Source organism: Mycobacterium sp., from assembly GCF_049280035.1.
Taxonomy (GTDB): Bacteria; Actinomycetota; Actinomycetes; order Mycobacteriales; family Mycobacteriaceae; genus Mycobacterium.
Genome location: NZ_JBAPPI010000399.1, coordinates 1 through 20,656 on the forward strand (window position 1 = coordinate 1; position 20,656 = coordinate 20,656).

23 protein-coding genes are annotated in these 20,656 nt (G+C 63.2%); 13 read left to right on the top strand and 10 right to left on the bottom strand.

Features of this window, described 5'->3' with window-relative positions:
- Nucleotides 1-1,227 (bottom strand): glycosyltransferase family 4 protein (locus WAN71_RS13320; RefSeq protein ID WP_422225782.1); only part of this gene is annotated, 1,227 nt, incomplete at its 3' end.
- A 293-nt stretch (nucleotides 1,228-1,520) separates the two neighbouring features.
- On the opposite strand from WAN71_RS13320, the gene WAN71_RS13325 reads away from it, so the two are divergent.
- The 7 genes from WAN71_RS13325 (at nucleotide 1,521) to WAN71_RS13355 (ending at nucleotide 7,573) form a co-directional block, all read left to right on the top strand.
- On the top strand, nucleotides 1,521-1,763 hold the full coding sequence (locus WAN71_RS13325) for a DUF6400 family protein (protein WP_422225783.1): 243 nt from the start codon (nucleotides 1,521-1,523) through the stop codon (nucleotides 1,761-1,763).
- Nucleotides 1,764-2,019: 256 nt separating this feature from the next.
- Complete coding sequence (gene pncA, locus WAN71_RS13330) at nucleotides 2,020-2,580, top strand: pyrazinamidase PncA (protein ID WP_422225784.1); 561 nt, start codon at nucleotides 2,020-2,022, stop codon at nucleotides 2,578-2,580.
- An 8-nt stretch (nucleotides 2,581-2,588) separates the two neighbouring features.
- Nucleotides 2,589-3,380, top strand: a complete 792-nt coding sequence (locus WAN71_RS13335) for a ketosteroid isomerase family protein (RefSeq protein ID WP_422225802.1) — start codon at nucleotides 2,589-2,591, stop codon at nucleotides 3,378-3,380.
- A gap of 18 nt (nucleotides 3,381-3,398) precedes the next feature.
- Nucleotides 3,399-4,730, top strand: coding sequence for an ABC transporter substrate-binding protein (locus WAN71_RS13340; protein WP_422225803.1), 1,332 nt, complete (start codon nucleotides 3,399-3,401; stop codon nucleotides 4,728-4,730).
- A 26-nt stretch (nucleotides 4,731-4,756) separates the two neighbouring features.
- On the top strand, nucleotides 4,757-5,668 hold the full coding sequence (locus tag WAN71_RS13345; RefSeq protein WP_422225804.1) for a carbohydrate ABC transporter permease: 912 nt from the start codon (nucleotides 4,757-4,759) through the stop codon (nucleotides 5,666-5,668).
- Nucleotides 5,659-6,501, top strand: coding sequence for a carbohydrate ABC transporter permease (locus WAN71_RS13350; RefSeq protein ID WP_422225785.1), 843 nt, complete (start codon nucleotides 5,659-5,661; stop codon nucleotides 6,499-6,501). The genes WAN71_RS13345 and WAN71_RS13350 overlap by 10 nt, the downstream gene beginning before the upstream one ends.
- A gap of 1 nt (nucleotide 6,502) precedes the next feature.
- Complete coding sequence (locus WAN71_RS13355; protein ID WP_422225786.1) at nucleotides 6,503-7,573, top strand: ABC transporter ATP-binding protein; 1,071 nt, start codon at nucleotides 6,503-6,505, stop codon at nucleotides 7,571-7,573.
- 4 nt (nucleotides 7,574-7,577) lie between these two features.
- On the opposite strand, the gene WAN71_RS13360 is transcribed toward WAN71_RS13355, so the two are convergent.
- Nucleotides 7,578-8,852, bottom strand: a complete 1,275-nt coding sequence (locus WAN71_RS13360) for a cytochrome P450 (protein WP_422225787.1) — start codon at nucleotides 8,850-8,852, stop codon at nucleotides 7,578-7,580.
- An 81-nt stretch (nucleotides 8,853-8,933) separates the two neighbouring features.
- Here WAN71_RS13360 and WAN71_RS13365 point away from each other — a divergent pair, with 81 nt between their 5' ends.
- From WAN71_RS13365 to WAN71_RS13375, 3 genes are all read left to right on the top strand, one after another.
- Nucleotides 8,934-9,398 carry a VOC family protein gene (locus tag WAN71_RS13365; RefSeq protein WP_422225788.1) on the top strand — a complete coding sequence of 155 codons (465 nt, stop codon included), beginning with the start codon at nucleotides 8,934-8,936 and terminating at the stop codon, nucleotides 9,396-9,398.
- A 385-nt stretch (nucleotides 9,399-9,783) separates the two neighbouring features.
- Nucleotides 9,784-10,275: a metallopeptidase family protein gene (locus tag WAN71_RS13370; RefSeq protein WP_422225789.1), complete on the top strand. Its 492-nt coding sequence runs from the start codon at nucleotides 9,784-9,786 to the stop codon at nucleotides 10,273-10,275.
- A 129-nt stretch (nucleotides 10,276-10,404) separates the two neighbouring features.
- On the top strand, nucleotides 10,405-10,848 hold the full coding sequence (locus WAN71_RS13375) for a VOC family protein (protein WP_422225790.1): 444 nt from the start codon (nucleotides 10,405-10,407) through the stop codon (nucleotides 10,846-10,848).
- 556 nt (nucleotides 10,849-11,404) lie between these two features.
- On the opposite strand, the gene WAN71_RS13380 is transcribed toward WAN71_RS13375, so the two are convergent.
- Complete coding sequence (locus WAN71_RS13380) at nucleotides 11,405-11,716, bottom strand: type II toxin-antitoxin system PemK/MazF family toxin (protein WP_422225791.1); 312 nt, start codon at nucleotides 11,714-11,716, stop codon at nucleotides 11,405-11,407.
- Complete coding sequence (locus WAN71_RS13385; protein ID WP_422225792.1) at nucleotides 11,706-11,939, bottom strand: hypothetical protein; 234 nt, start codon at nucleotides 11,937-11,939, stop codon at nucleotides 11,706-11,708. Before WAN71_RS13385 ends, WAN71_RS13380 begins: the two co-directional genes overlap by 11 nt.
- 321 nt (nucleotides 11,940-12,260) lie before the next feature.
- On the opposite strand from WAN71_RS13385, the gene WAN71_RS13390 reads away from it, so the two are divergent.
- The gene (locus WAN71_RS13390) at nucleotides 12,261-12,731 is read left to right on the top strand and encodes an STAS/SEC14 domain-containing protein (RefSeq protein ID WP_422225793.1); all 471 of its coding nucleotides are present in this window, start codon (nucleotides 12,261-12,263) and stop codon (nucleotides 12,729-12,731) included.
- A 328-nt stretch (nucleotides 12,732-13,059) separates the two neighbouring features.
- Here the strand turns inward: WAN71_RS13390 and WAN71_RS13395 are convergent, their stop codons facing one another.
- From WAN71_RS13395 to WAN71_RS13410, 4 genes are all read right to left on the bottom strand, one after another.
- Entirely contained in the window at nucleotides 13,060-13,869 is an 810-nt protein-coding gene (locus WAN71_RS13395; protein WP_422225794.1) for an LLM class F420-dependent oxidoreductase, read from the bottom strand.
- A 60-nt stretch (nucleotides 13,870-13,929) separates the two neighbouring features.
- Nucleotides 13,930-15,348: an MFS transporter gene (locus WAN71_RS13400; RefSeq protein WP_422225795.1), complete on the bottom strand. Its 1,419-nt coding sequence runs from the start codon at nucleotides 15,346-15,348 to the stop codon at nucleotides 13,930-13,932.
- Entirely contained in the window at nucleotides 15,348-15,767 is a 420-nt protein-coding gene (locus WAN71_RS13405; RefSeq protein ID WP_422225796.1) for a hypothetical protein, read from the bottom strand. Before WAN71_RS13405 ends, WAN71_RS13400 begins: the two co-directional genes overlap by 1 nt.
- A gap of 82 nt (nucleotides 15,768-15,849) precedes the next feature.
- A complete protein-coding gene (locus WAN71_RS13410; RefSeq protein WP_422225797.1) occupies nucleotides 15,850-16,074 on the bottom strand; it encodes a hypothetical protein in 225 nt (74 codons plus the stop codon).
- A gap of 113 nt (nucleotides 16,075-16,187) precedes the next feature.
- Between WAN71_RS13410 and WAN71_RS13415 the strand changes: the two genes are divergently transcribed.
- Nucleotides 16,188-17,069, top strand: a complete 882-nt coding sequence (locus WAN71_RS13415) for a LysR family transcriptional regulator (RefSeq protein WP_422225798.1) — start codon at nucleotides 16,188-16,190, stop codon at nucleotides 17,067-17,069.
- Nucleotides 17,070-17,537: 468 nt separating this feature from the next.
- Here the strand turns inward: WAN71_RS13415 and WAN71_RS13420 are convergent, their stop codons facing one another.
- Nucleotides 17,538-19,229, bottom strand: coding sequence for an FAD-dependent oxidoreductase (locus WAN71_RS13420; protein ID WP_422225799.1), 1,692 nt, complete (start codon nucleotides 19,227-19,229; stop codon nucleotides 17,538-17,540).
- Between the two features lie 94 nt (nucleotides 19,230-19,323).
- Here WAN71_RS13420 and WAN71_RS13425 point away from each other — a divergent pair, with 94 nt between their 5' ends.
- Complete coding sequence (locus WAN71_RS13425) at nucleotides 19,324-19,671, top strand: UBP-type zinc finger domain-containing protein (protein WP_422225800.1); 348 nt, start codon at nucleotides 19,324-19,326, stop codon at nucleotides 19,669-19,671.
- 440 nt (nucleotides 19,672-20,111) lie between these two features.
- On the opposite strand, the gene WAN71_RS13430 is transcribed toward WAN71_RS13425, so the two are convergent.
- Nucleotides 20,112-20,243: a hypothetical protein gene (locus WAN71_RS13430; RefSeq protein ID WP_422225801.1), complete on the bottom strand. Its 132-nt coding sequence runs from the start codon at nucleotides 20,241-20,243 to the stop codon at nucleotides 20,112-20,114.
- Between the last annotated feature and the right edge of the window lie 413 nt (nucleotides 20,244-20,656).

A 20,656-nucleotide genomic window follows, 5' to 3' on the forward strand; every position in this document is an offset into this window, starting at 1 on the left:
CTGCCGATTGATCGCGCGTTCGTAGACGCGCGCGGTCTGGGCAGCCACCGATTCCCAGCTGTATACGTCGACGGCTCGGCGGCGACCGGCTACACCGAGTTGATGCAGTTGGTCGGGGGAGACCAGCAGCTCGGCCAACACCCGGATCAGCTCGGCCGCGTCGCCCGGCCGCACCAGCCTGGCGCAGTCGCCGTCGGGTCCGAGCACCTCGGGCAGTGCGCCGGCACGGCTGGCCACAATTGGCGTTCCGCTGGCCATCGCTTCCACCGCCGGTAGCGAAAAGCCTTCGTAAAGCGAGGGGATACAAGCGATCTCAGCTGAGGCAAATAACCGCGCCAACGCGGCGTCGGAGAGTCCGCTGGAGATGTGGACGATATCGGAGATTCCGAGTTCGGCGATCAACTTCTCGGTGGGTCCGTTCAGTTCGAGCTTGGCGACAAGCTGCAGTTCCAGGTCGTGTTCGGTGCGGAGCTCGGCCACCGCCTGCAACAGATGCCCGACGCCCTTGAGCGGTCGGTCTGCACTGGCGATCGCGATGACGCGACCGGGAGTTCGCGGCTGCGTGGACGGCGCGAACAGGTTGGTGTCAACACCGAGCGGCACCACGTGCAGCTGGTCTGGATCGACCCCGAAGTCCGCGGTGATGTCGGTCGCCGACGACGACGAGACGGTGAGCAAGTCCGGAATGCTGCGCGCGACGCGTTCTTGCATCTCCAGAAAGCCATACCACCTGCGTACCAACGGTTTACGCCACCACCGCGCCGCAGCGAGATCCAGCACCCGGTCACGGGTGATGGGATGATGGACGGTCGCCACCACCGGCAGGCCGGTCGCCGCGATTTTGAGCAGGCCTATCCCCAGGCTCTGATTGTCGTGCACCACATCGAAGTCATCTCGCCGTCCGGCGAGCAGGCGGGCGGCCCGCAGGCTGAAGGTCCGTGGCTCAGGGAAGCCCGCGGTCCATACCGTGGCCAGCTCGCGAAGGTCGATGCGGTCCCGGATTTCACGGGGATGTGGGATCCGGAATGGGTCGGGCTCCCGATACATGTCGAGGCTGGGTACCTCGGTTAGCACGACCCGGGGGTCGAGACCTTCGGGGTAGGGCTGTCCGGAGAACACCTCGACGTGGTGTCCCAGTTCGACGAGTCCGCGGCTGAGGTGACGGACGTAAACCCCCTGGCCGCCGCAGTGCGTTTTGCTGCGATAGGACAGCAAGGCAATCCGCATACTCACATCCATCCCGGTTTGGTGGTGCAGACAGATGTCACGGGAAAAGGCTTGGGAAGGACGTCAGCGAATCGCCTGGACACGTGTCTGGACTATAGTTTGACTATCTAGGTGATGCAACGCGCACCGGCTTGACGTTGGCTTTACCGATCCTACCCAGCGGAACAGCTGCGCTGATGTGGGCGCATGTGGTGTGACGAAGATCAACCGCGAAGTGTGACGCCCGTCATTGCATAAACCACCTAATTTAGGGCAGCCTAACCTGTCACTGAACGTGGACGTGGGAGTGGCTGATGCCGGACAACTCAACTGACCTGGAATTCGCCTATGACCTGACCCTCGACGAGGTCCGGCGGCGCACTGCGGTGCTGGAGGCCATCGGCGCGGATTGGGATCCGATTCAGGCGCTGGCCGAAGAGGAGAAGGCGTACGCCATGCTCTATTCGAATCTCGACGCCGAGCAGCAGCGTCTCTACGACAATTTGGTGAGCGCTGGGGTGCTGCCGGACCGGGCGGTGGACCATGCTTCCGATTGATCCGGACGCCGACAAGAGCCGCCGCGCCTGGGTGGCCTGCCCGAGCTGTGATCACGGCGCCAGGTGTGGCGACTGCCGCAGCGGCCGCAACTGCCACACCCATTGGCAATACCTGCTGAGCAACAATGCCGCGGTGGTGCATCTGCAGTGCCCGAGCTGCGCGCACCTGTGGTCGTACGACACCCGGGCGAAGCGTCCGCACCACCGCCGCGCCGCCGCTTAAGGTTCTCCGCCCACCGGCGATACCGTGGGTGCTATGCGCGCGTTGATTGTCGTCGACGTCCAGAACGACTTCTGCGAGGGCGGCTCGTTGGCCGTGACCGGCGGCGCCGCGCTGGCGAGCGCGATCAGTGAATATCTGGCTGGCGGCGCTGACTACCGCCACGTGGTGGCTACCCAGGATTTCCACATCGACCCGGGTGATCATTTCTCCGACCGGCCCGATTACTCGTCGTCGTGGCCGCCGCACTGCCTCGCCGGCAGCACCGGCGCGCAATTTCATCCCGATCTCGACTCCGACCGGTTCGACGCAGTGTTTCGTAAGGGTGCCTACGACGCGGGCTATAGCGGGTTTGAAGGAATCGACGGGTCCGGCACCCCGCTGGCCGATTGGCTGACCCAACACGACGTCGACCAGGTTGACGTCGTGGGCATTGCCACCGACCACTGCGTGCGCGCTACCGCCGAAGACGCCTTGCAGGCCGGTTTGGCTACTCGGGTGCTGCTGGATCTGACAGCAGGTGTGGGGGAGGAGTCGACCGCCGCGGCGATCAATGCCCTGCAGGCTGCCGGTGTCGCGATAGTCCCGAGCGCGTGACAGGGCAAATGGAGTCGGCACTGCTGGCCGCAGTGGAGCGATCGCCGCAGGCGGCGGCAGCGCATGATCGCGCGGGCTGGGTGGGGTTGTTCACCACCGACGGGTGCATCGAAGATCCGGTGGGCTCGCGGCCGCACGTGGGACCGGCAGAGATCAGCCGCTTCTACGACACCTTCATCGGCCCGCGGGACATTGCCTTTCATCGCGACCTCGATGTCGTCCGCGGCCCGACCGTCGTGCGCGATCTCGGTCTCGAGGTGGTGATGGGTGCGGCGGTCACCATGACCATTCCGGCGTTTCTTCGTTACGACCTGCGCGAGGTCAACGGCGAATGGAAGATCGCGATGCTGCGCGCTTATTGGGAGCTGCCGAGCATGATGCTGCAATTCCTGCGCAACGGCGCATCCGCCGTGCCGGCCACCATCCAACTGTCCCAAGGACTGATCCGCAACCAGCGGCTACGCGGCACCGCCGGGTTCGCAGCCGGCTTCCGTCGCGTGGGTTCCCGCCACAAGAAGTTGGTCGACACCTTCGTGAACGCGGTTGGCGCAGGGGACAGGCCCGGCGCGCAGCAAATGCTGTCATCCGACGCCACAATGACTTTCGGCGACCACGGCGCCGCAAGCATCGCCGACCTCGTCGCGCGGTGTCCCGGCGTCACTGCGCCGAAGCTCATCGCCGCGGGCTGCACGATCGCCGCATCGATCAGCTCGGCGCAAGGGCGGGGCGTCATGTTCGCCGACGTTGCCCGGCGCCGCAACGAAATTCGCCGGATCCGTTACTTTCCAGCCACACAGTGACTATGGAGATGAGCTACGATCACTAGCCCCGGTGTCGACAAGCACTTTGATCGTCGGACGCTTTTACGAGGCGCCGGCGCGCTTGGCGCGGCGTCGGTGGCGCTGTGGCCGACCGCGTGTAACTCCGATGACGACGCACTGACCTTCTTCTTCGCCGCCAATCCGGAAGAGGCGGACGCCCGACTGCGCGTTGTCGATGCCTTCCAGCGCAAGCATCCCGATATCAAGGTTCGCACGCTGTTGTCCGGACCAGACGCCCTGCAGCACATGTCGATCTATTGCGCAGGCGGGAAATGTCCGGACGTGCTGATGGCGTGGGATTTGACCTATGCCGGGTTGGCCGACCGGGGAGTGCTGCAGGACCTCAACAGCATGTTGGCCCAAGACAAGACTTTCGCTGCGGCGCTGAAGGCAGACAGCATTGCGCCGCTGTACAAGACTTTCACGTTCAACGGCGGTCAGTACGCCTTGCCAGAGCAGTGGTCGGGAAACTATTTGTTCTACAACAAGAAGCTGTTCACCGAGGCCGGTGTGCACCCTCCGCCCGCGCGATGGGAACAGCCTTGGAGTTTCAGCGAGTTCCTCGACACCGCTAAAGCGCTCACCAAGCGCGACCGATCGGGCAGGGTCAGTCAATGGGGATATGTCGACACCTGGGTCGCGTCGTACGCAGCCGGGCTGTTCGGTGTGAACAATGGCGTGCCGTGGTCTACCCCGCGGATGAATCCCAGGCACCTCAACTTCGACAACGAGGCGTTCCTGGAAGGGATGCAGTTCTACGCCGATCTGGCTCACAAGCACATGGTCGCCCCCACCTCGTCGGACACCCAGTCGATGTCCACGATGGATCTATTCATCTCGGGCCGGGCGGCCATGGCACTGGGCGGACACTGGCGATACCAGACGGTCGACCGGGCCACCGGCCTGGACTTCGATATCACCGTGCTGCCGACCGGTCCGCAAGGGCGCACCGCCCGCTCGAACATCGGCACAACAGGGCTCGCCATCGCGGCGAGCAGTCACCGCAAACAGCAGGCGTGGGAGTTCGTGAAGTTCGCCACCGGCCCGGTCGGACAGGCGGTAATTGGTGAATCGCGCTTGTTCGTCCCGGTTCTGCGCTCCGCGCTCGAGTCCGTCGAATTCGCCGAGGCCCACGGCAGGATCGGCAATCTCGCTGTGCTGACCGGTGGGCCCACCCATTCCGAGGGCATGCCAATCACCCCGGAGTGGACCAAGATTGCCGCGTTGATGGACCGCAACATCGGCCCCGTTCTGCGCGGCGTGCGGCCGGCGACATCGTTGGCGAACGGACTGTCACATGCGGTCGACGAGGTACTTCGAAACCCATGACCCACATCGATGAAACCGCCGCCACGGTGACCCGGCGTCGCCGATCCTCCAAACGACGCGCCCGAGCCGGGCGCATGTTCGTCGCACCCAACCTGACCGCGGTCGCGGTATTCATGGTGTTCCCGCTCGGTTTCTCGCTCTACATGAGCTTCCAGAACTGGGATATCTTCAGGCCCGCCAAGTTCGTCGGTTTGGCCAACTACCACAGCCTCTTCGCCGACGACCCGCTGTTTGTCATCGCGCTGCGCAACACGGTGGTCTATACCCTCGGCACCGTCGTTCCTACGATCCTTATCAGCCTCGCCGTGGCCGGTGTACTCAATCGGAAAATCAAGGGAATTAGTGTCTTTCGAACAATTGTATTTCTGCCCTTGGCTGTGTCATCGGTGGTGATGGCCGTCGTCTGGCAGTTCGTCTTCAATACCAACAACGGTCTGCTCAACATCATGCTCGGCTGGATCGGGATCGGCCCCGTCCCATGGCTGGTCGACCCAAAATGGGCGATGCTCTCGCTGTGCACGGTCAGCGTGTGGCGTAGCGTGCCGTTCGCGACCGTCATACTGTTGGCCGCCATGCAGGGTGTGCCCGACGACCTTTATGAGGCGGCCAAACTCGACGGTGCAGGCGAATTACGCCAGTTCGTTTCGATCACCGTGCCATTAATCCGCGGCGCCGTGTCTTTCGTGGTGGTCATCTCGATCATCCACGCGTTCCAGGCATTTGACCTCGTCTATGTGCTCACTGGGCGCAATGGCGGGCCGGAGACCGCAACCTACGTACTCGGGATCATGCTGTTCCAGCACGCGTTCGCCTTCTTGGAGTTCGGTTACGCCTCGGCCTTGGCGTGGGTGATTTTCGGCATCCTGCTGGTATTGACCGTGCTGCAGTTACGGCTCGGCCGTCGTCGGGCAGCCCAGGAGGAACGATCGTGGGCGTAGCCGAACGAGTGATCAAACCCAGCATTGTGCGTGCCGTTGTGTTGTACACCGCGCTGACCGGTATCGCATGGTGTGCGCTCTTCCCGATCCTGTGGGCGGTATCAGGCTCCTTGAAAGATGAGGGTGAGGTAACCACGCCGACGCTGTTTCCATCGCACCCGCTGTGGTCCAACTACCGTGAGGTGTTCGCGCTAATGCCGTTCTGGCGGATGCTTTTCAACTCTGTGCTGTATGCCGGCTGTGTCAGTATCGGCCAGGTGTTTTTCTGCTCGCTCGCCGGATATGCCTTCGCACGCCTACGGTTTCGGGGCCGCGACACTTTGTTCGTCTTGTACCTGGGTACTTTGATGGTGCCGCTGACGGTGACCGTGATTCCGCAGTTCATTTTGATGCGCATCGCCGGGCTGACCGACACGCCGTGGGCGATGATCGTGCCGGGGTTGTTCGGCAGTGCGTTCGGCACCTACCTCATGCGCCAGTTCTTCCGCACCCTGCCGGCAGAACTTGAGGAAGCGGCGATCCTCGACGGCTGCTCGCCGTGGCAGATCTATTGGCGCATACTGCTTCCGCACGCGAAGCCCGCGGTGATGGTGCTGGCGGTACTCACCTGGGTCAACGTGTGGAACGACTTTCTCTGGCCGCTGCTGATGATTCAGCGTGGCAGCATCGCGACGCTCACGCTAGGGCTGGTACGGATGCAGGGCGAGTACGTCGCCAGATGGCCGGTGCTGATGGCCGCATCCATACTCATCCTGCTTCCGTTGCTTCTGGTCTACGTGGTTGCCCAACGCGCTTTCATCCGCGGTATCGCGGTCACCGGGCTTGGCGGGTGAAATGGCATCGGTGACTTTCGAGGAAGCGACGCGGCGTTACCCCGGTACAGCGCGGCCCGCAGTTGACCATCTGGATCTGAGCGTGGGTGACGGCGAGTTCGTCGTGTTGGTCGGACCGTCCGGGTGTGGCAAAACGACCTCACTGCGGATGATCGCTGGGTTAGAGGCAGTGGACTCCGGGTGTATCCGCATCGGCACCCGAGACGTCACCGACGACGACCCCAAAGACCGCGATGTGGCGATGGTCTTCCAAAATTATGCGCTGTACCCGCACATGACGGTTGCGCAGAATTTAGGTTTCGCGCTGAAGATCGCCAGAGTCACGAAAGCCGAGGTCCGCGAACGGATTCTGGATGCGGCGCGGCTACTCGACCTGGAGCCGTATCTGGATCGCAAACCCAAGGATCTGTCCGGCGGACAACGCCAACGGGTGGCGATGGGGCGCGCGATAGTGCGCCGACCGCAAGTGTTCTTGATGGACGAACCGCTGTCCAACCTGGACGCGAAGCTGCGAGTGCAAACCCGCAACCAGATCGCCGGATTGCAGCGGCGATTGGGCACCACCACCGTTTACGTCACCCACGATCAGGTTGAGGCGATGACGATGGGCGATCGCGTTGCGGTCCTGCGTGACGGTGTGCTGCAACAGTGTGCAGCGCCCAGGGAGTTGTACCGAAGTCCGGTCAACATGTTTGTCGCGGAGTTCATCGGCTCGCCGGCGATGAATCTTTTCACCCTTCCCGTCGTAGACCACTCGGTTTCGTTGGGCGACTGGCCGATCCAACTGCCGCGCGAGATCAGCAATGCCGCAGCAGAAATCATCGTCGGCATCCGACCGGAACACTTCGAGATCGGCGCCAGCGGTATCGAGATGCAGATCGACGTTGTCGAAGAACTCGGCGCAGACGCTTACCTGTATGGACGAGTCAGCGGGGCCGACAACATTTCCGGTCAACCCATCGTCGCGCGCGCCGACGGGCAAAATCCACCAACACGTGGCGGCCGGGTGCGCCTGCATCCCCAGCCGGGGCACCTGCATTTCTTCGCCGTCGACGGTCGCCGGCTGCCGTGAGCAGTTAAGGCCGTGAGGTGCCACGTGTTACACCCGGCGTGAATGTGACCGGCAGCTTGCCCAGCCCGGTCATGCTCGGGTTGCCGAGGTATTGCTGCACTCCGCCGCGGTCGACCCGGTAGTCGGGAATGCGCTCGAGTACCGCCTTTACCATCACCGCAGACATCAGGCGCGCCAGATGGGATCCGATGCACCGATGCGGTCCAAGCCCGAATGCGACGTGGCGGTTGGGCGCACGGTCTAAGGCGATCTCGTCAGGTCGCTCGAATTCCTGTTGGTCGTGATTGGCGGCCAGCCAGCTGATGACAACCCGGTCGTTGCGCCGAAGATGCTGTCCGCCAACGACGATATCGCGAGTTACAGTACGGCTCAGCTGCTGGTTGACCGAGAAGTAGCGCAGAAATTCATCTGTCGCGGTGCGATAGAGCTCGGGGTGATCAATGAGCTGTTGGCGCAACTCGGGGTGGGTGCCCAGGTGTAGCAGGGTCAGCGCGGTCTGTGAGGTCGTGGTGTCGACGCCGCCGGCGATGAGGTTCCAGAGAATGTTGAGCAGCTGTGCGTCATCGAGCCGTCGGCCGTCGAACTCGAACTGGATGAGAAAGCTGGTCAGGTCGTCGCGGGCCTCGGCCCGCCTGGCCGCTGCGAACTCGAGAACGCCGTGCATCATGGCGGGGACTTCAGCGATGGCTTTGGTGTACTCGGGGCTGTCCTGCGAGACGGCCATTACGGAGTGGAACAGGTTCGCGTACGTCTGCCAGTTCTCGTAGGGCAGGCCCATCAACTTCATGGTGAGGATCGCCGGAACGGGGCTGGCATAGTCGAGCACGAGGTCCATCTGGCCGTCGCCGATGCGTTGATCGAGGAACCAGTGCGCTGATTGCTGCATGAACGGCTGCATCTTTTGCACGGCGCCCGGTGAGAAGAACGGAGCCAGGGCATGCCTTAAGGCCTGGTGGTAAGGACCGTCGACTTCGCCGATGCCGAGGGCCGGTTGGCCTTCGGGCCGTGGCACGCCCATCTCCCCTTGGTAGTCAACGCCGTCGGCGGCATTCGGCTCGTATTTGTGCGCGAACACCTCGCCGTCTCGCGCGGCTTGGGTTACCGCGTCGTAGCTGGTGAGGAACCAGAATCCGCCGTAGTTCTCATTCCACGCCACCGGACACTTTTGGCGCAGCTCGGCGTTGATGGCCAGTTCGTTGAGGTTGAACTCATCGGAATGATGATCGAAATCCACAACGACGTCGGCGTCGACATCGGAACGCCCGGTGTTTTCACCCATCGAGGACCCTCCAACGTCGCGAAACTAGCAGCTTATCGCGCTATCTTTGTAAGTTTAGCCGCTTACGCGCTGGAGCCTGTAATGGTCAGTCACCGAACTGTTTTCAACCACGTAGGTCTGTGTGTCAGCGACACCACCCGGTCGCGTCACTTCTACGAGGGCCTGCTCGGATTCGAATTCTGGTGGGAACTCGAACCGCCCGACGAGGGCACCGACAAACTGCTGCAACTGAACAAGCCGCTCGGTGTGCGAGCGACATACCTCATCCGCGACGGCTTGGTGCTTGAGCTGCTGGCTTATTCGCATCGGGCCCTGCGCGCCGGGCCGAATCGTGTCATGGACCAACTAGGGCTCACCCATCTGTCGCTATCGGTTTCGGATCTGGCCGACGTTTTGGCGACGGTGGAGAGCTACGGGGGATCGGTGGTCGAGAGCACCGTTTCCGACCAATCAGCGATGATTCGCGACCCAGATGGCCAGCTGCTGGAACTGCTCCCGGATTCGTGGCTCGCGGTCTTGCCACCGCGCCCCAAGTCCTCCGGGTGAGCGCGACAACCCTGGGGATGTGACGATTTACGCAGGGCGCCTGCAACTGATCCGTCCATACCGAACCGGATCCACATATTGTGCTGGGTCTCGTCGGTGCTCCGGGAGCAGCTTTTTCATTGGCCAGTGATCTCGCCGATACCGCCTTGCCTGCCGATGGCTGACTTCCTCGTTAGCGATGATCGGCGGCGCCTTAGGCGCGGCACTGGAACCCGATGAGGCGGTGCGAGCAACGGCCTACGTCCAGCACTCCGACGAAGAAGACGAGATCGAAGAAGCCGCCTGACTGCGTTGATAGCGGTGAAACTTCGTCGGCGCCAGAGTATCTCGTAGCCGGCTGGGTTAGGGGAGAAGCGTCACTGTGACGAATTGCTCGTGCACAGCGGTGGGCTTCCTAGGACGTATTCAGGGCGACCGCGGCGCGAATGAGCGCCTTCAACGCCTTGTCGTTAACCTTGTCGCCCTCATGAATGTCGATGGCACGCTCGTTGTTCAATCTGGCACCATTGCGGAGATGGATGCGCGTTCGGGGCCGGGTCTCAATGATCCGTTCGAAGCGGCGATTGACGACGCGCTGAGCTCGCTACCGGACGATCTCCGTGCGGCGATGAGCAACGTCGAAATCATCGTCGAGGACGAGCCTCCCGACGGGCAGCCGCTGCTCGGCCTGTACCGCGGCGTACCCCTGCCGCGAAGGACCAGCACGTACAGCGGAGTGCTTCCCGACAAGATCAGTATCTTCGGCGGCCCGATCACGCGACTCGCGGCGGGCGACGCGGATCGTCTACGCCGCGAGGTCAGGCACGTCGTGCTCCACGAGATCGCGCATCACTTCGGGATCAGCGACGAGCGGTTGATCGAGCTCGATCGCTACTGACGTGTGCCGACAGGACCCTTCCGCACGCAGCAAAATGATCAGGGTTGCGGGCGGCGCGACCGGGCGGTCGGAGTCGTCTCAACCGGCCGTTTCGACTCCGACGCCGCCCGCTCGGCCCATACTTCGGCCATGAAGACCTCGGCACCCCTCGCCAATCTCATCACCCTCGGCGCGCGCGATTTCTCCAGCCTCCGCGACTTCTATCGCAACCTCGGCTGGCCGCAGATCGTCGACGACGGCCAATTCGCGGCGTTCGAACTTCGCGGCATCGTCCTCGCGCTGTTTCCCATCAACCAGCTCGCCCGCGACGGAAACGCCGAACCCGAGCTCGGCACCGGCGGCATCCGTTTCACCATCGGAATGATGGTCGACACCCCTGACGAGGTCGACCGGCTGACAGAACAACTGCGCCACGCCGGCGCCCGCGTGACCAAAGAGCCAGTCGACGCGGAGTTCTTCACCGGCCGCTCGGCGTATCTCTGCGACCCGGAGGGCAACTACTTCGAGATCGCCTGGGCCGACGAGCCGGACAATCCAGTCCTGGCAGCAACACGCCGCGCCGCGGGGGCCTAAGCCGCCCTGTCCCGACCCCCAGCCATAACGCGCTCGGCCGCCGGCCATAGCGGACAAAGTCAGCGTCGGTCGTCAATAGCCCCTGCGCCACAAGCCAATACGTCACAGTGACGTATTGGGGACGTACCGCCCCCGGAGGGGCGAAGGGGTGGTCGATTGCTGGCTCCACGTTCTTGTCGTCGAGGCGCCGTCCGGCACGCCGACGGCGTTCGTCGCGAACAGGCGTAAGAGAAACGAAGATGCGTCGCGAAGCGACAACGTCGAACGGAAAGACACTCGATCGGAAAGACACTGGGGCCACAGCGTAACCCGTAGTAGGTTTGTGCCGATAAGCCACATTATGTCAGGTTAACTACTGCGTTTTCATCTGATGAGTCAGCCCAGACGGTCGTCCAGGAGGCAACTCCCTGCTACAGCAGCCGATGGGGCGGACAGCGAGAATATGCAGGAATCGAATATGGAGGGCTACCAGTAAACCACCGCATATTGCAACGGTGAACCTCAGCCCTATTACCGTGTGCGCCAACGGCTTTGTGCACAAAGTGATGTTGACCTGCTACAGGTCCAGCACGACCCGCAGGGCTGCATCTATGCGGCGCATCTCTTCGAGGCTCAGATAACCCACGCTATTGCCGAGTCGACCGGGATCGATCGCCGCAGTTTGTTCAGCCAGCACCCGCGTGACGCGGCCGGCGATCTCGACCTCGGGCCGAAAGCTTGCGGCCCGGGCTGAGGTGGATGTCGGCGCTACCAGCCATGTCGATAGTGGCAGCTGGTCGGATTGGACCACGACGGTATATCGCGAACCGGACTGCTCGTGGCCGCGGCTGCGACGTGGAGCTTGGAGCCGGAAGACCTCACCACGCACGCAGCGTCTCCATGTCGCGAAGCACCTGCATGGCCTCGGCGCGGTCTGCCTCGTCACCGACGAGCTCCTCCGCCTCAGCGCGAATCGCCGCGGCAGCCTTACGGCGCGCGGCGTCGATGAGGGCCGCCCGAACCGCCGCAGATATTGGTGTCCCGTCCCTGGTTAAGACAGCAAGCGCCCGAGATGCATCCTCATCGGGTCGGAAGGTGATGGTGTCAGCCACAAACGTAGTGTACTACAAATTGTAAGACAGCTGCCCCTGTTGCGGCCAAGACTGGGGCGAATACGCGGAAATCGAATATGCAGCTTGTCAGGTTAAATACCGCATATTGCATCAGATGAATCAATCGGTCCTCCGCCCCGTCGTGCCGACGTGGTATGCGGAGTGCAAGGATTACCCAGCCGGATCAAGATCATCGAACTCCACGCAGCGTGGCTGAATGGTGGAGTACCGGTAATCGTGGACACTAGACCGGAGACCGATCCGCGTACCTTGAGCGAACCTTGACAAGCACTGGTGCGTTGTTTAACTGGACTCGTGCTTATGCAGATGTCTGGTCTTCCTGATGGCGTGCACGGTCTCGAAGCGCGAGGAACTGTCACATCCGACGACTACGACCGAGTCTTCGCGCCGTTAGTCGATCGGCTCCGGCAAGGCGGCCAGCGGTTGCGGCTGGTCTACCAGATCGGGCCGGGCTTCAATAGCCTCACACCCGGCGCTCTCTGGGCGGACAGTAGGCTCGGTGCGCGCTACCTTCCCTTGCTTGACGGTTGCGCGCTCGTCACGGACATCGACTGGATTCGAGACCCAGGACGGAGCATCGCCACGTGGATGCCCTGTCCCGTGCAGGTCTACGACAATGTGCATCGAGACGACGCCGCGCGCTGGCTAGCTTCCCTACCCCCCCGCGACGAGCCGTCGATCGCGCAGATGGTGAAAGCCTATATCGGTGGAACTGGCGGCGCAGCGGCCAGCATCGCAAAGCTTCTGGTGATTAAGCGATTTCGAAGGTGACTGTCGCGGTCGACACAGAGTGGCCCTGGAGAAAATGTCCGTCGACCTGATTCCGGCCCCCTCGTGCCCGGCGCCGACGAATCGACGAGGCCAACGGACTCATCGGCTGGGCCGATATCCGGGTTGGGCCGCCCCGTCCCCATCGGTTCTCTGATACTCGTCGAATAGCACGCCCTGGACACCAAGCGCATCCATGATCGCGAGTGTCACCTCGGTGCCGAGCATATTGGCGTGTACTTGCGCGTCGACGATGTCCAGCGCTCGTGTCCATTTTCAGGTGCGGGAAGGGCCCTCTCTTCCAGGTCCGTTGTGGCGCAACGGTGAAGTGTCAGCCGTTGTGTTTGTCGCGCCAATCGATCCACTCCCGCAGGGGCTCGAGGTCGTAGTTCGGTCCGCCGATGGTCCAGGTGAACAGCGTGTAGCCGAGTTCGCGCAGTTCGTCCGGCGTGGCGTAGCCAGCAGCTTCCTCGGCCGGGACTGCCGGGCACGGCACGATGAGACCGGAACGTTCGATCTCGTCGGGGTCGCGTCCGATGGCCCGGCACTGGGTTTCGAGCACGTCGATCTTGCGCCGCAGGGTGGCCTGGTCGCCGAATGCGTGCCAGATATCGGCGTGCTCCGCGACGATCGGCAGGGTCTTCTTTTCGCCTCCGCCGCCGATCAGCACGGGAATCTTGCGGGTCGGTGGCGGATTGAGTCGGGCCAGCCGGTGCTCGATTCGCGGCAGGCTGGCGGCCAGGGCGTCGAGCCGTTGGCCCGCGGTGCCGAAGGTATAGCCGTATTCGTCGAAGTCCTTCTGCCACCAGCCTGATCCGATACCGAGGATGAGCCGGCCGCCGCTGATGTTGTCGACAGTACGGGCCATGTCGGCCAGCAGGTCTGGGTTGCGGTAGGCGTTGCAGGTCACCAGGGCGCCGATTTCGACGCGGCTGGTGGATTCGGCCCAGGCGCCCAACACCGTCCAGCATTCGAAGACCTTGCCGTCCGGGTCGCCGGAGAGTGGAAAGAAGTGGTCATAGTTGAAAACGATATCCACGCCGATGTTTTCGGCTTCCTGAGCGGCACGACGGATCGCGTCATAGTCGGCGTGCTGCAGCTGTAGGTGGACCGCAATTCGGATCGGTCGATCGGTCGTCATGGTTTAACTCCTTTTTCGTTTTGTAGGCGGTCAGGTGAACGACATCGGGTGATGCCGAGTTCATTGCGCGGGACTGGGTGAACGCATGCCAACGTCGCGCCGGAGGATGCTTCGATCGGTCAACAATGCGAGCAGCCCCGCTGCGCTGACCGCGACCATGACCCAGCCGATCACGTGTAGGCCGCGGTCATCGGCACTGGTATGGAACACCACGGAGATCACCGCAGCGGAGGCGATCGACCCCAGGTAACCGAAGGATCGGAGCAGGCCGGCGGCTGTGCCGATCTGATTGGCCGTGACCTGGTTGTAAAGGGCGGTTTGATTCCCAATGCTGGTGGTGCTGAGGGTGATTCCGAACACCAGGGTGACAATCACGATGCCGGCGATCGGGGTGCTGGTGGTGAGAAAAAGTACCCCAACCGATGCCACCAGACAGGAGACGGCCGCGGCGATCAGCGGCATGCGTACCAGCTGACGCCGCGAGATCAGTGGGACGAGCACAACGGCGAGCCCGGTCATGGGTAGTAGCAGCAGGCCGGCCTCTCGGGCGGAGGCTCCCCTGCCGGCCTGAACCCACTGGGTGATGCCGTAAAACACGGTGTATACGCACAAGGTGGTCAGCGCGTATCGCATATAGGTCAGCGTCAACGCCGGATTCGCGGCCAGCAGGCGGACATCGAAGAACGGGCGCCTGCACCGCATCTCCCACCACATCAGTGCCGCCCCGGCCAGGACGGCCAGGCCGAGCGCGACCCAGTCCGGGCGCGGCATCGACATCAGAAACACCAGCAGCGCCGCCATCGCCACGGCGAAACCGGCGATCCCCGCCAGGTCGATGCGCGTCGCAACGGCGCGAACGGTGACGGGTTCAGCGATCGCCGGGTCGCGCGGGATCCACCTGAAGGCAAGCACTACGGCCACGACCGCGAGCGGGATGTTGACCAGGAATGCGGTCCGCCACCCCCAGGCGTCGACAAGCACGCCACCGAGGGGAAACCCGGCGGCCACCGTCACCGTCCCGGCCAGCACCAGGCCTCCCAGCACGCTGGCGGGCGGCTCCTCCATCCCGGCCTGTTCGGCGCGGCGGCGCACGAGCAGCATCGCAGACGGATAGGCGGTAGCTGTTCCCATACCGATCAGAACCCGCGCCACCACCAGAGCGCTCAGATCGAGGCCCAGTCCGCCCACCACCCCACCAACCAGTACGGCGAGAATCCCGGCCAGGAAGACCCGCCGCGGCCCGAATTCCTCCGACAGTTTCCCGGCGGTCGGCTGGGCGATCGCGGTCGTCAGGTAAAGCGCGGAGACCAGGACCGCTATGCGCCCCAGCGACACCTGCAGCGCGGCGGCGATCGGCACCAGCGCGGTGGCGATCAGGGAGCTGTTGATCGGGTTGAGCGCCGAACCTGCCAGCAGGGGTGTCACGAACCGCCAGGAGAACGCGGTCGTGATCCGCAGCCTCTGATCGGACCCGCGCATCAGACGCGCTCCGTCGTTCTCGATGGCTCGGCTGACGACCTCGGCTGTGCCCGGCGGCGGGCCCAGCCCAGCACGGCGATCCACAACAATGGAGGCACGACGGCGGAGCCGACGTGCCCGGCTGGCAGGACACCGTTGGCCAAATAGACTGCGGTGGCGATGAAATCGACGGCCTGGATGGCGATCATGGTGTCGATCCAGAGCCGATTGGGCCACGGGGCCCGTGCCGCGACGAACATGCCGATGCCGTAGCCGACGAATCTGGCTGCCGACATCGCCAGAATCCAGTTCACCCAGCCAGGAGCGGCAGGCTGGAGGTGAAACACTGCCGGGAACGCGTCTGGCGCCACGAGAAGCAATGTCCCAAAGAGGATTTGGATGACGCCGATGATGATCAGCATCGCACGCATGAAACGCATCGCGGTTCCCTTCTCATGCAGGCCTGGCTACTGGACTCTCGCGCGCTGCAGACCGGCCAGGTCGTCGTTGATGCCCCGGAGGTCACAGCGCGCGGTGTATGGACCCTTTGGCGTAATCCTTGAGCAGGGAATACATGTCGGCGGTGTCGAAGATGCCGGCCTCCAGCGCGTGCTTGATTAGCGGGTGGCTGTCCTCTTCGCGGAGTGACCAGGCCGGGTATCCGCGCCCAGGCTCGCCATAGGTCATGGCGCCCAGCGCAATCGGTGAGATATCCAGACCGGTTGACCCGAGTTTGATGTCGCGCATGCTTGCTTCTCCCGAAGGCTGGTGGACTTTCATCTCCCACACAACCACACGCGGTTGGATGCGTAAAATGCGATTTTGTCGAAGTTCAATTCATCTGACGTATCATTTGACAGATGTACATCGACGAGATGCGCTGGTTCGTGGTGCTGGCCGAAACCGGTCACATGACCGATGCTGCAGCCAAACTCAACATCAGCCAACCCACGCTGTCGCGAGCGTTGGCGCGTCTCGAACGCCAAGTCGGCGCACCGCTGTTCGATCGGCTCCACCGTCGGATACAGCTCAACGCCTGCGGGCGCATCATGCTGGAGCATTCACGCCGGGGCCTCGCCGAAATGCGCGGGGCCAGTGAGCGAATCGCGGCCCTACGCGATCCCGACAGCGGCACCGTGCGACTGGCGTTTGTGCGCTCAGTGGCCAGCTGGTTGGTTCCGGACCTGCTGCGCCGATTCCGCAGCGAAGCGCCCCGGGTTCAGTTCGATCTCCGCGAGGGCGCAGGTCACGAAGTCGCCGATCTTCTCGAGACTGGGGAAGTTGACCTCGCCATCACCGGCCCGCGTCCGGACGGGGATCAATTCGGCTGGCACACGCTCACCACCTTGCGCTTATGCCTTGCAGTGCCTCATGACCATCCGTTCGCCCACCGGCGCAGGATTAGCCTCGCCGAGGCCGCCGACGAATCCTTCATTATCGCGACAGACCCATTCATGCTGCGCGCCGTCACCCACGAATTGTGGGCGGCCGAGGGCATCAGCCCGCCGATTGCGTTCGAAGCAACCTGGCTCCCAACCATGGAGGGACTGGTCGCCGCCGGTCTGGGGGTCGCGGTAGTGCCCACACCGCCCCCGAATCGTGCCGAACCGATGGCGTCCTACATCCCCCTGTCGAATCCGCAGGCAAAAAGCCGCGTCGGGCTGGCTTGGGCCCGTAAGCGCGACATCTCACCGGCCGCCCGACGATTCGCTACCTTCACCAAAAAGGCCATCCCGAACTGATCCGTTAGTTGGACGCGTCGCTCCGGTGATCCCCGACGGTCCCGCAGTCGCGCAAAGCATCCGCGGGCGCTCTTTGATTCATGCCAGGGAGCAATGATGCATCTGATAAATCAGCTCAATGTGGGCTGGACAGTGGGTGATACCGGACGGCCTTCGCCGGGCGCCGGCCAACGGCGCCGCTCCCCCGCCGGGGGACTGAGCGCCGCACTAGGGTGCGACGCAACGCTCAAGGGTCACACGGAAACGCTTGAGCTGACGTCGTTCCGGATACCAATTCGACTTGGCTTCTTGGCAATTGAAGGTAGCGAGCAGCTGACGGCAAGGCCAACGAAATTCCGCTGATGGGCGCTGTGTCGTAGCCGGTAGTGGGCGGTCATCGCGTGATTGTTCGAACTGCCGGCATCAACATCGTCCGTACCCCGGGCGGTGCGGCCGGCTGATTATCATGTGCCGGGTTGGCGGGGTCAGTTACGGGTGTCTGACGGCGTGCCCGATGTTCGCGAGATATTGATTGACCAACGCCACCGCGATGGCGCCCTCCCCCATTGCCGCAGCAACTCGTCTGGTTGCCCCGCGGCGCACGTCGCCTGCCGCAAAAATTCCCGGCTCACTAGTCTCCAGGATGGCCCGATGATGAACCGGTAGCACCCCGTCCGTTTCGGTGTCCAGATCTGAGCCGGTCAACACGAATCCGTGCTCGTCGAGCTCGACTACACCGGTAAGCCATGCCGACTGCGGCTGCGCACCGATAAAGACGAACAGGGCCCGCACAATGAGGTCCGTGCGCGCCCCGTTCACGGTGTCTTCCACCTCAATCGACGTCAGATACGCGTCGCCGTGTAGTTCGCGAATTTGCGTGTGGGTCATGACCTTGATGCGGCGGTCGCTCACAATCTGATCCGCCAGATAGCGAGACATCTTGGCGCCCAAGTTCGGGTCCCGCACCAGCAGGTATACGACGCGTGCAGTATCGGCGAGAAATACAGCTGCCTGGCCGGCCGAATTGCCTCCGCCAATCACCGCCACCGGTTCGACGCCGCACGCGTGGCGCTCGCTGACGGTGGCTTCGTAATATACGTTCGCGGTCTCGAAACGGGCCAATCCGGGCACGTCGAGACGCCGGTAGCGGGCTCCCGACGCCACGATTAGCGCGCGGGCACGCACCTGGTCGTGACCGTCGAGTTCGGTTCGAAAGTGATCCCCGGCAGAGGTCAGCGCCGTGACCGCCGCGGGCACTATCACCCGGGCGCCGAATCTGGCCGCCTGCACGCCCGCACGTTCGGTCAGCTCTGCTCCGGAAATACCGGCGGGAAAACCGAGATAGTTCTCGATCCGGGAGGTCGTACTGGCCTGACCCCCGACGGCCATCGCATCCACGGTGGTGACCTCGAGACCGTCCGACGCCCCGTACACGCTGGCGGCCAGCCCGGCGGGCCCCGCCCCGACGACCAACAGGTCGCAGACCGTGGCGTCGGTGAGCGATGTACGTAACCCCAATTCGGTCGCAAGCACGGAATTAGACGGGTTACGCAACAACTTTCCACGACCGAGGACGACGACGGGGGTGTCCTTTGCCGCCACATTCATTCTGTGCAGAAAGGCGTCGGCGTCTGGATCTTTCTCCAGGTCGATCCATTTGTGTGGCAAGCGATTTCGTGTAGCGAATTCCAGCAGTCGACGGGTATCGGGGGCATAGCCCGATCCGGCGATACGCATCCCTGCACCGCCGTCGATCAGGTGCGAACGGCGGATCAAGTAGGCCCGCAGGATCGTCTCCCCCAGGACTGAATCCTGCCGTGCGACATCGCCGAGTTGCCCAGACGGCACCGCCACGATCTCTCCGGCCTGCACCACTCGTGCGCCGAACAGAGCCGGCTGCCCCTGCAGCATCCCCAACTCGCCGAGCAACCGTCCTTGCCCGTGCACCTGAATCAGCCGCTCACCATCGAGGTCGCTCGCAACGATGCCCACGCGACCGCTCAGCACGACAAAGACCTCGCCGACACCCTCGCCTACTCGGTAAAGAACGTCGCCCACCTCCGTGGATCGTCGTTCACCCCAGCCCTCGAGCACGTCCAGCTGATCGGTGCTCAGACGAGGAAATGCCTCATGACTGTCCGGCGTTTCCTCCGGCGTGCGCTCTGGCCCGTCAAGGGACATGGGCTCACTGTAGGCCCGCTCAACTTCCTGCCATCGCGATGTTTGTCAGGTTGATCGATTGCGATAGCTCCCGGGGGCGCGTTGCATGAGATGGATGACCGAACAGGCAGGCATCGACATCACCGTCGCGCCCAGCGGCACAGGGTGCCTCGAATGCGAGCGACATCAAGGATGGTGGTTTCACCTCCGTCGATGCGCCCAATGCGGCCACATCGGCTGCTGCGACAATTCGCCGGGCCAGCACGCTACCGCCCACGCCGAAGCCACCGGGCATCCGCTGATCACCAGTTTCGAACCGGGAGAAGATTGGTTCTACGACTACCGCGACCAGCAGCTCTACGACGGGCCGCGGCTTGCGCCGCCCCAACATCACCCACTGGATCAGCCAACGCCGGGACCCGCCGGGCGGGTCCCCCCCGACTGGCCACAGCGGCTGCATTGAACCATCGAGCGACCTCTCGGGCGACATCGACGCCGCGGCGCATGTCTGCGAACGCGTGCGTCCATTCACGAGCATTCTCGCCAAATGCCTGACTACGGCCCCCCTGCAGGGCGCCCTCGGCGGGGCAGCGTCGCTCTGAAAGCCCGCGAGCTGGCCGGATCGGCGTGACACCGCAGTCTCGTCAGCACGCACCGCACCAAGCCTCTCAAGGGTGCAGTTGCTCCTTCGTCAGGTCAGCGCGCGAGCGCGGGATCTAATAGCTCGTCGACTGCATTCCATCGGCGCGACCAGGGCTAAAGCACAGAGCACCACACTTTTTATTCTCGGCTAGATTCTTGCGCTGAGTGCGACGTCACGTGTGCGACCTGGTGGCGTGGTGAATGCCGGTCTGCTTGCTGAGGGTGGCTAGGTCATAGACCGCGTTGAGGTGATTCACCTGCTCACCGCGAGAAGGCGAATATCTCGAGTCCTTCGAACGTGAACGCATTGCCGGTGCCCTGGATGCCGGCCGGCAGAAGTACGCCGGAAAAGTGGTCGCTGCCCCGCCAGCTGAACGTCGGCCTGCCGGACACTACGGCCTCTTTGGGCCTGTTGCCTGGTGCGGTCTCCCATGAACTGCGCGGCTAACCACGCCCACCCCACTCCCCTGCGTGCCCGTACGGGGCGGAATACGGCGGGATCGAATATGGAGGGCTACCAGTAAACCAGGCTAAGTTCCCTAACTATCGGTGCGACAACAGCTTTCGTGATGTCACCTATCACGAAGTGTACAGTGCGATTTCTAATACGGTTCACATCAACGGATTTCGATGCCGCCGGGCAAGCTCACGAGTTTGATGTTTCATCGTGTTAATCGAACTAGTCGATACCCAAGAGGGTCGTTCGGAGTGGTTGGGCAAGCGCGGCTCCCCCGCCGGGGGATTCGTGAGGGGGACCCGTTTTGTGGCCCAGTCGCTATGCGGCTTGGGGTTGGTGGGTCTCGGAG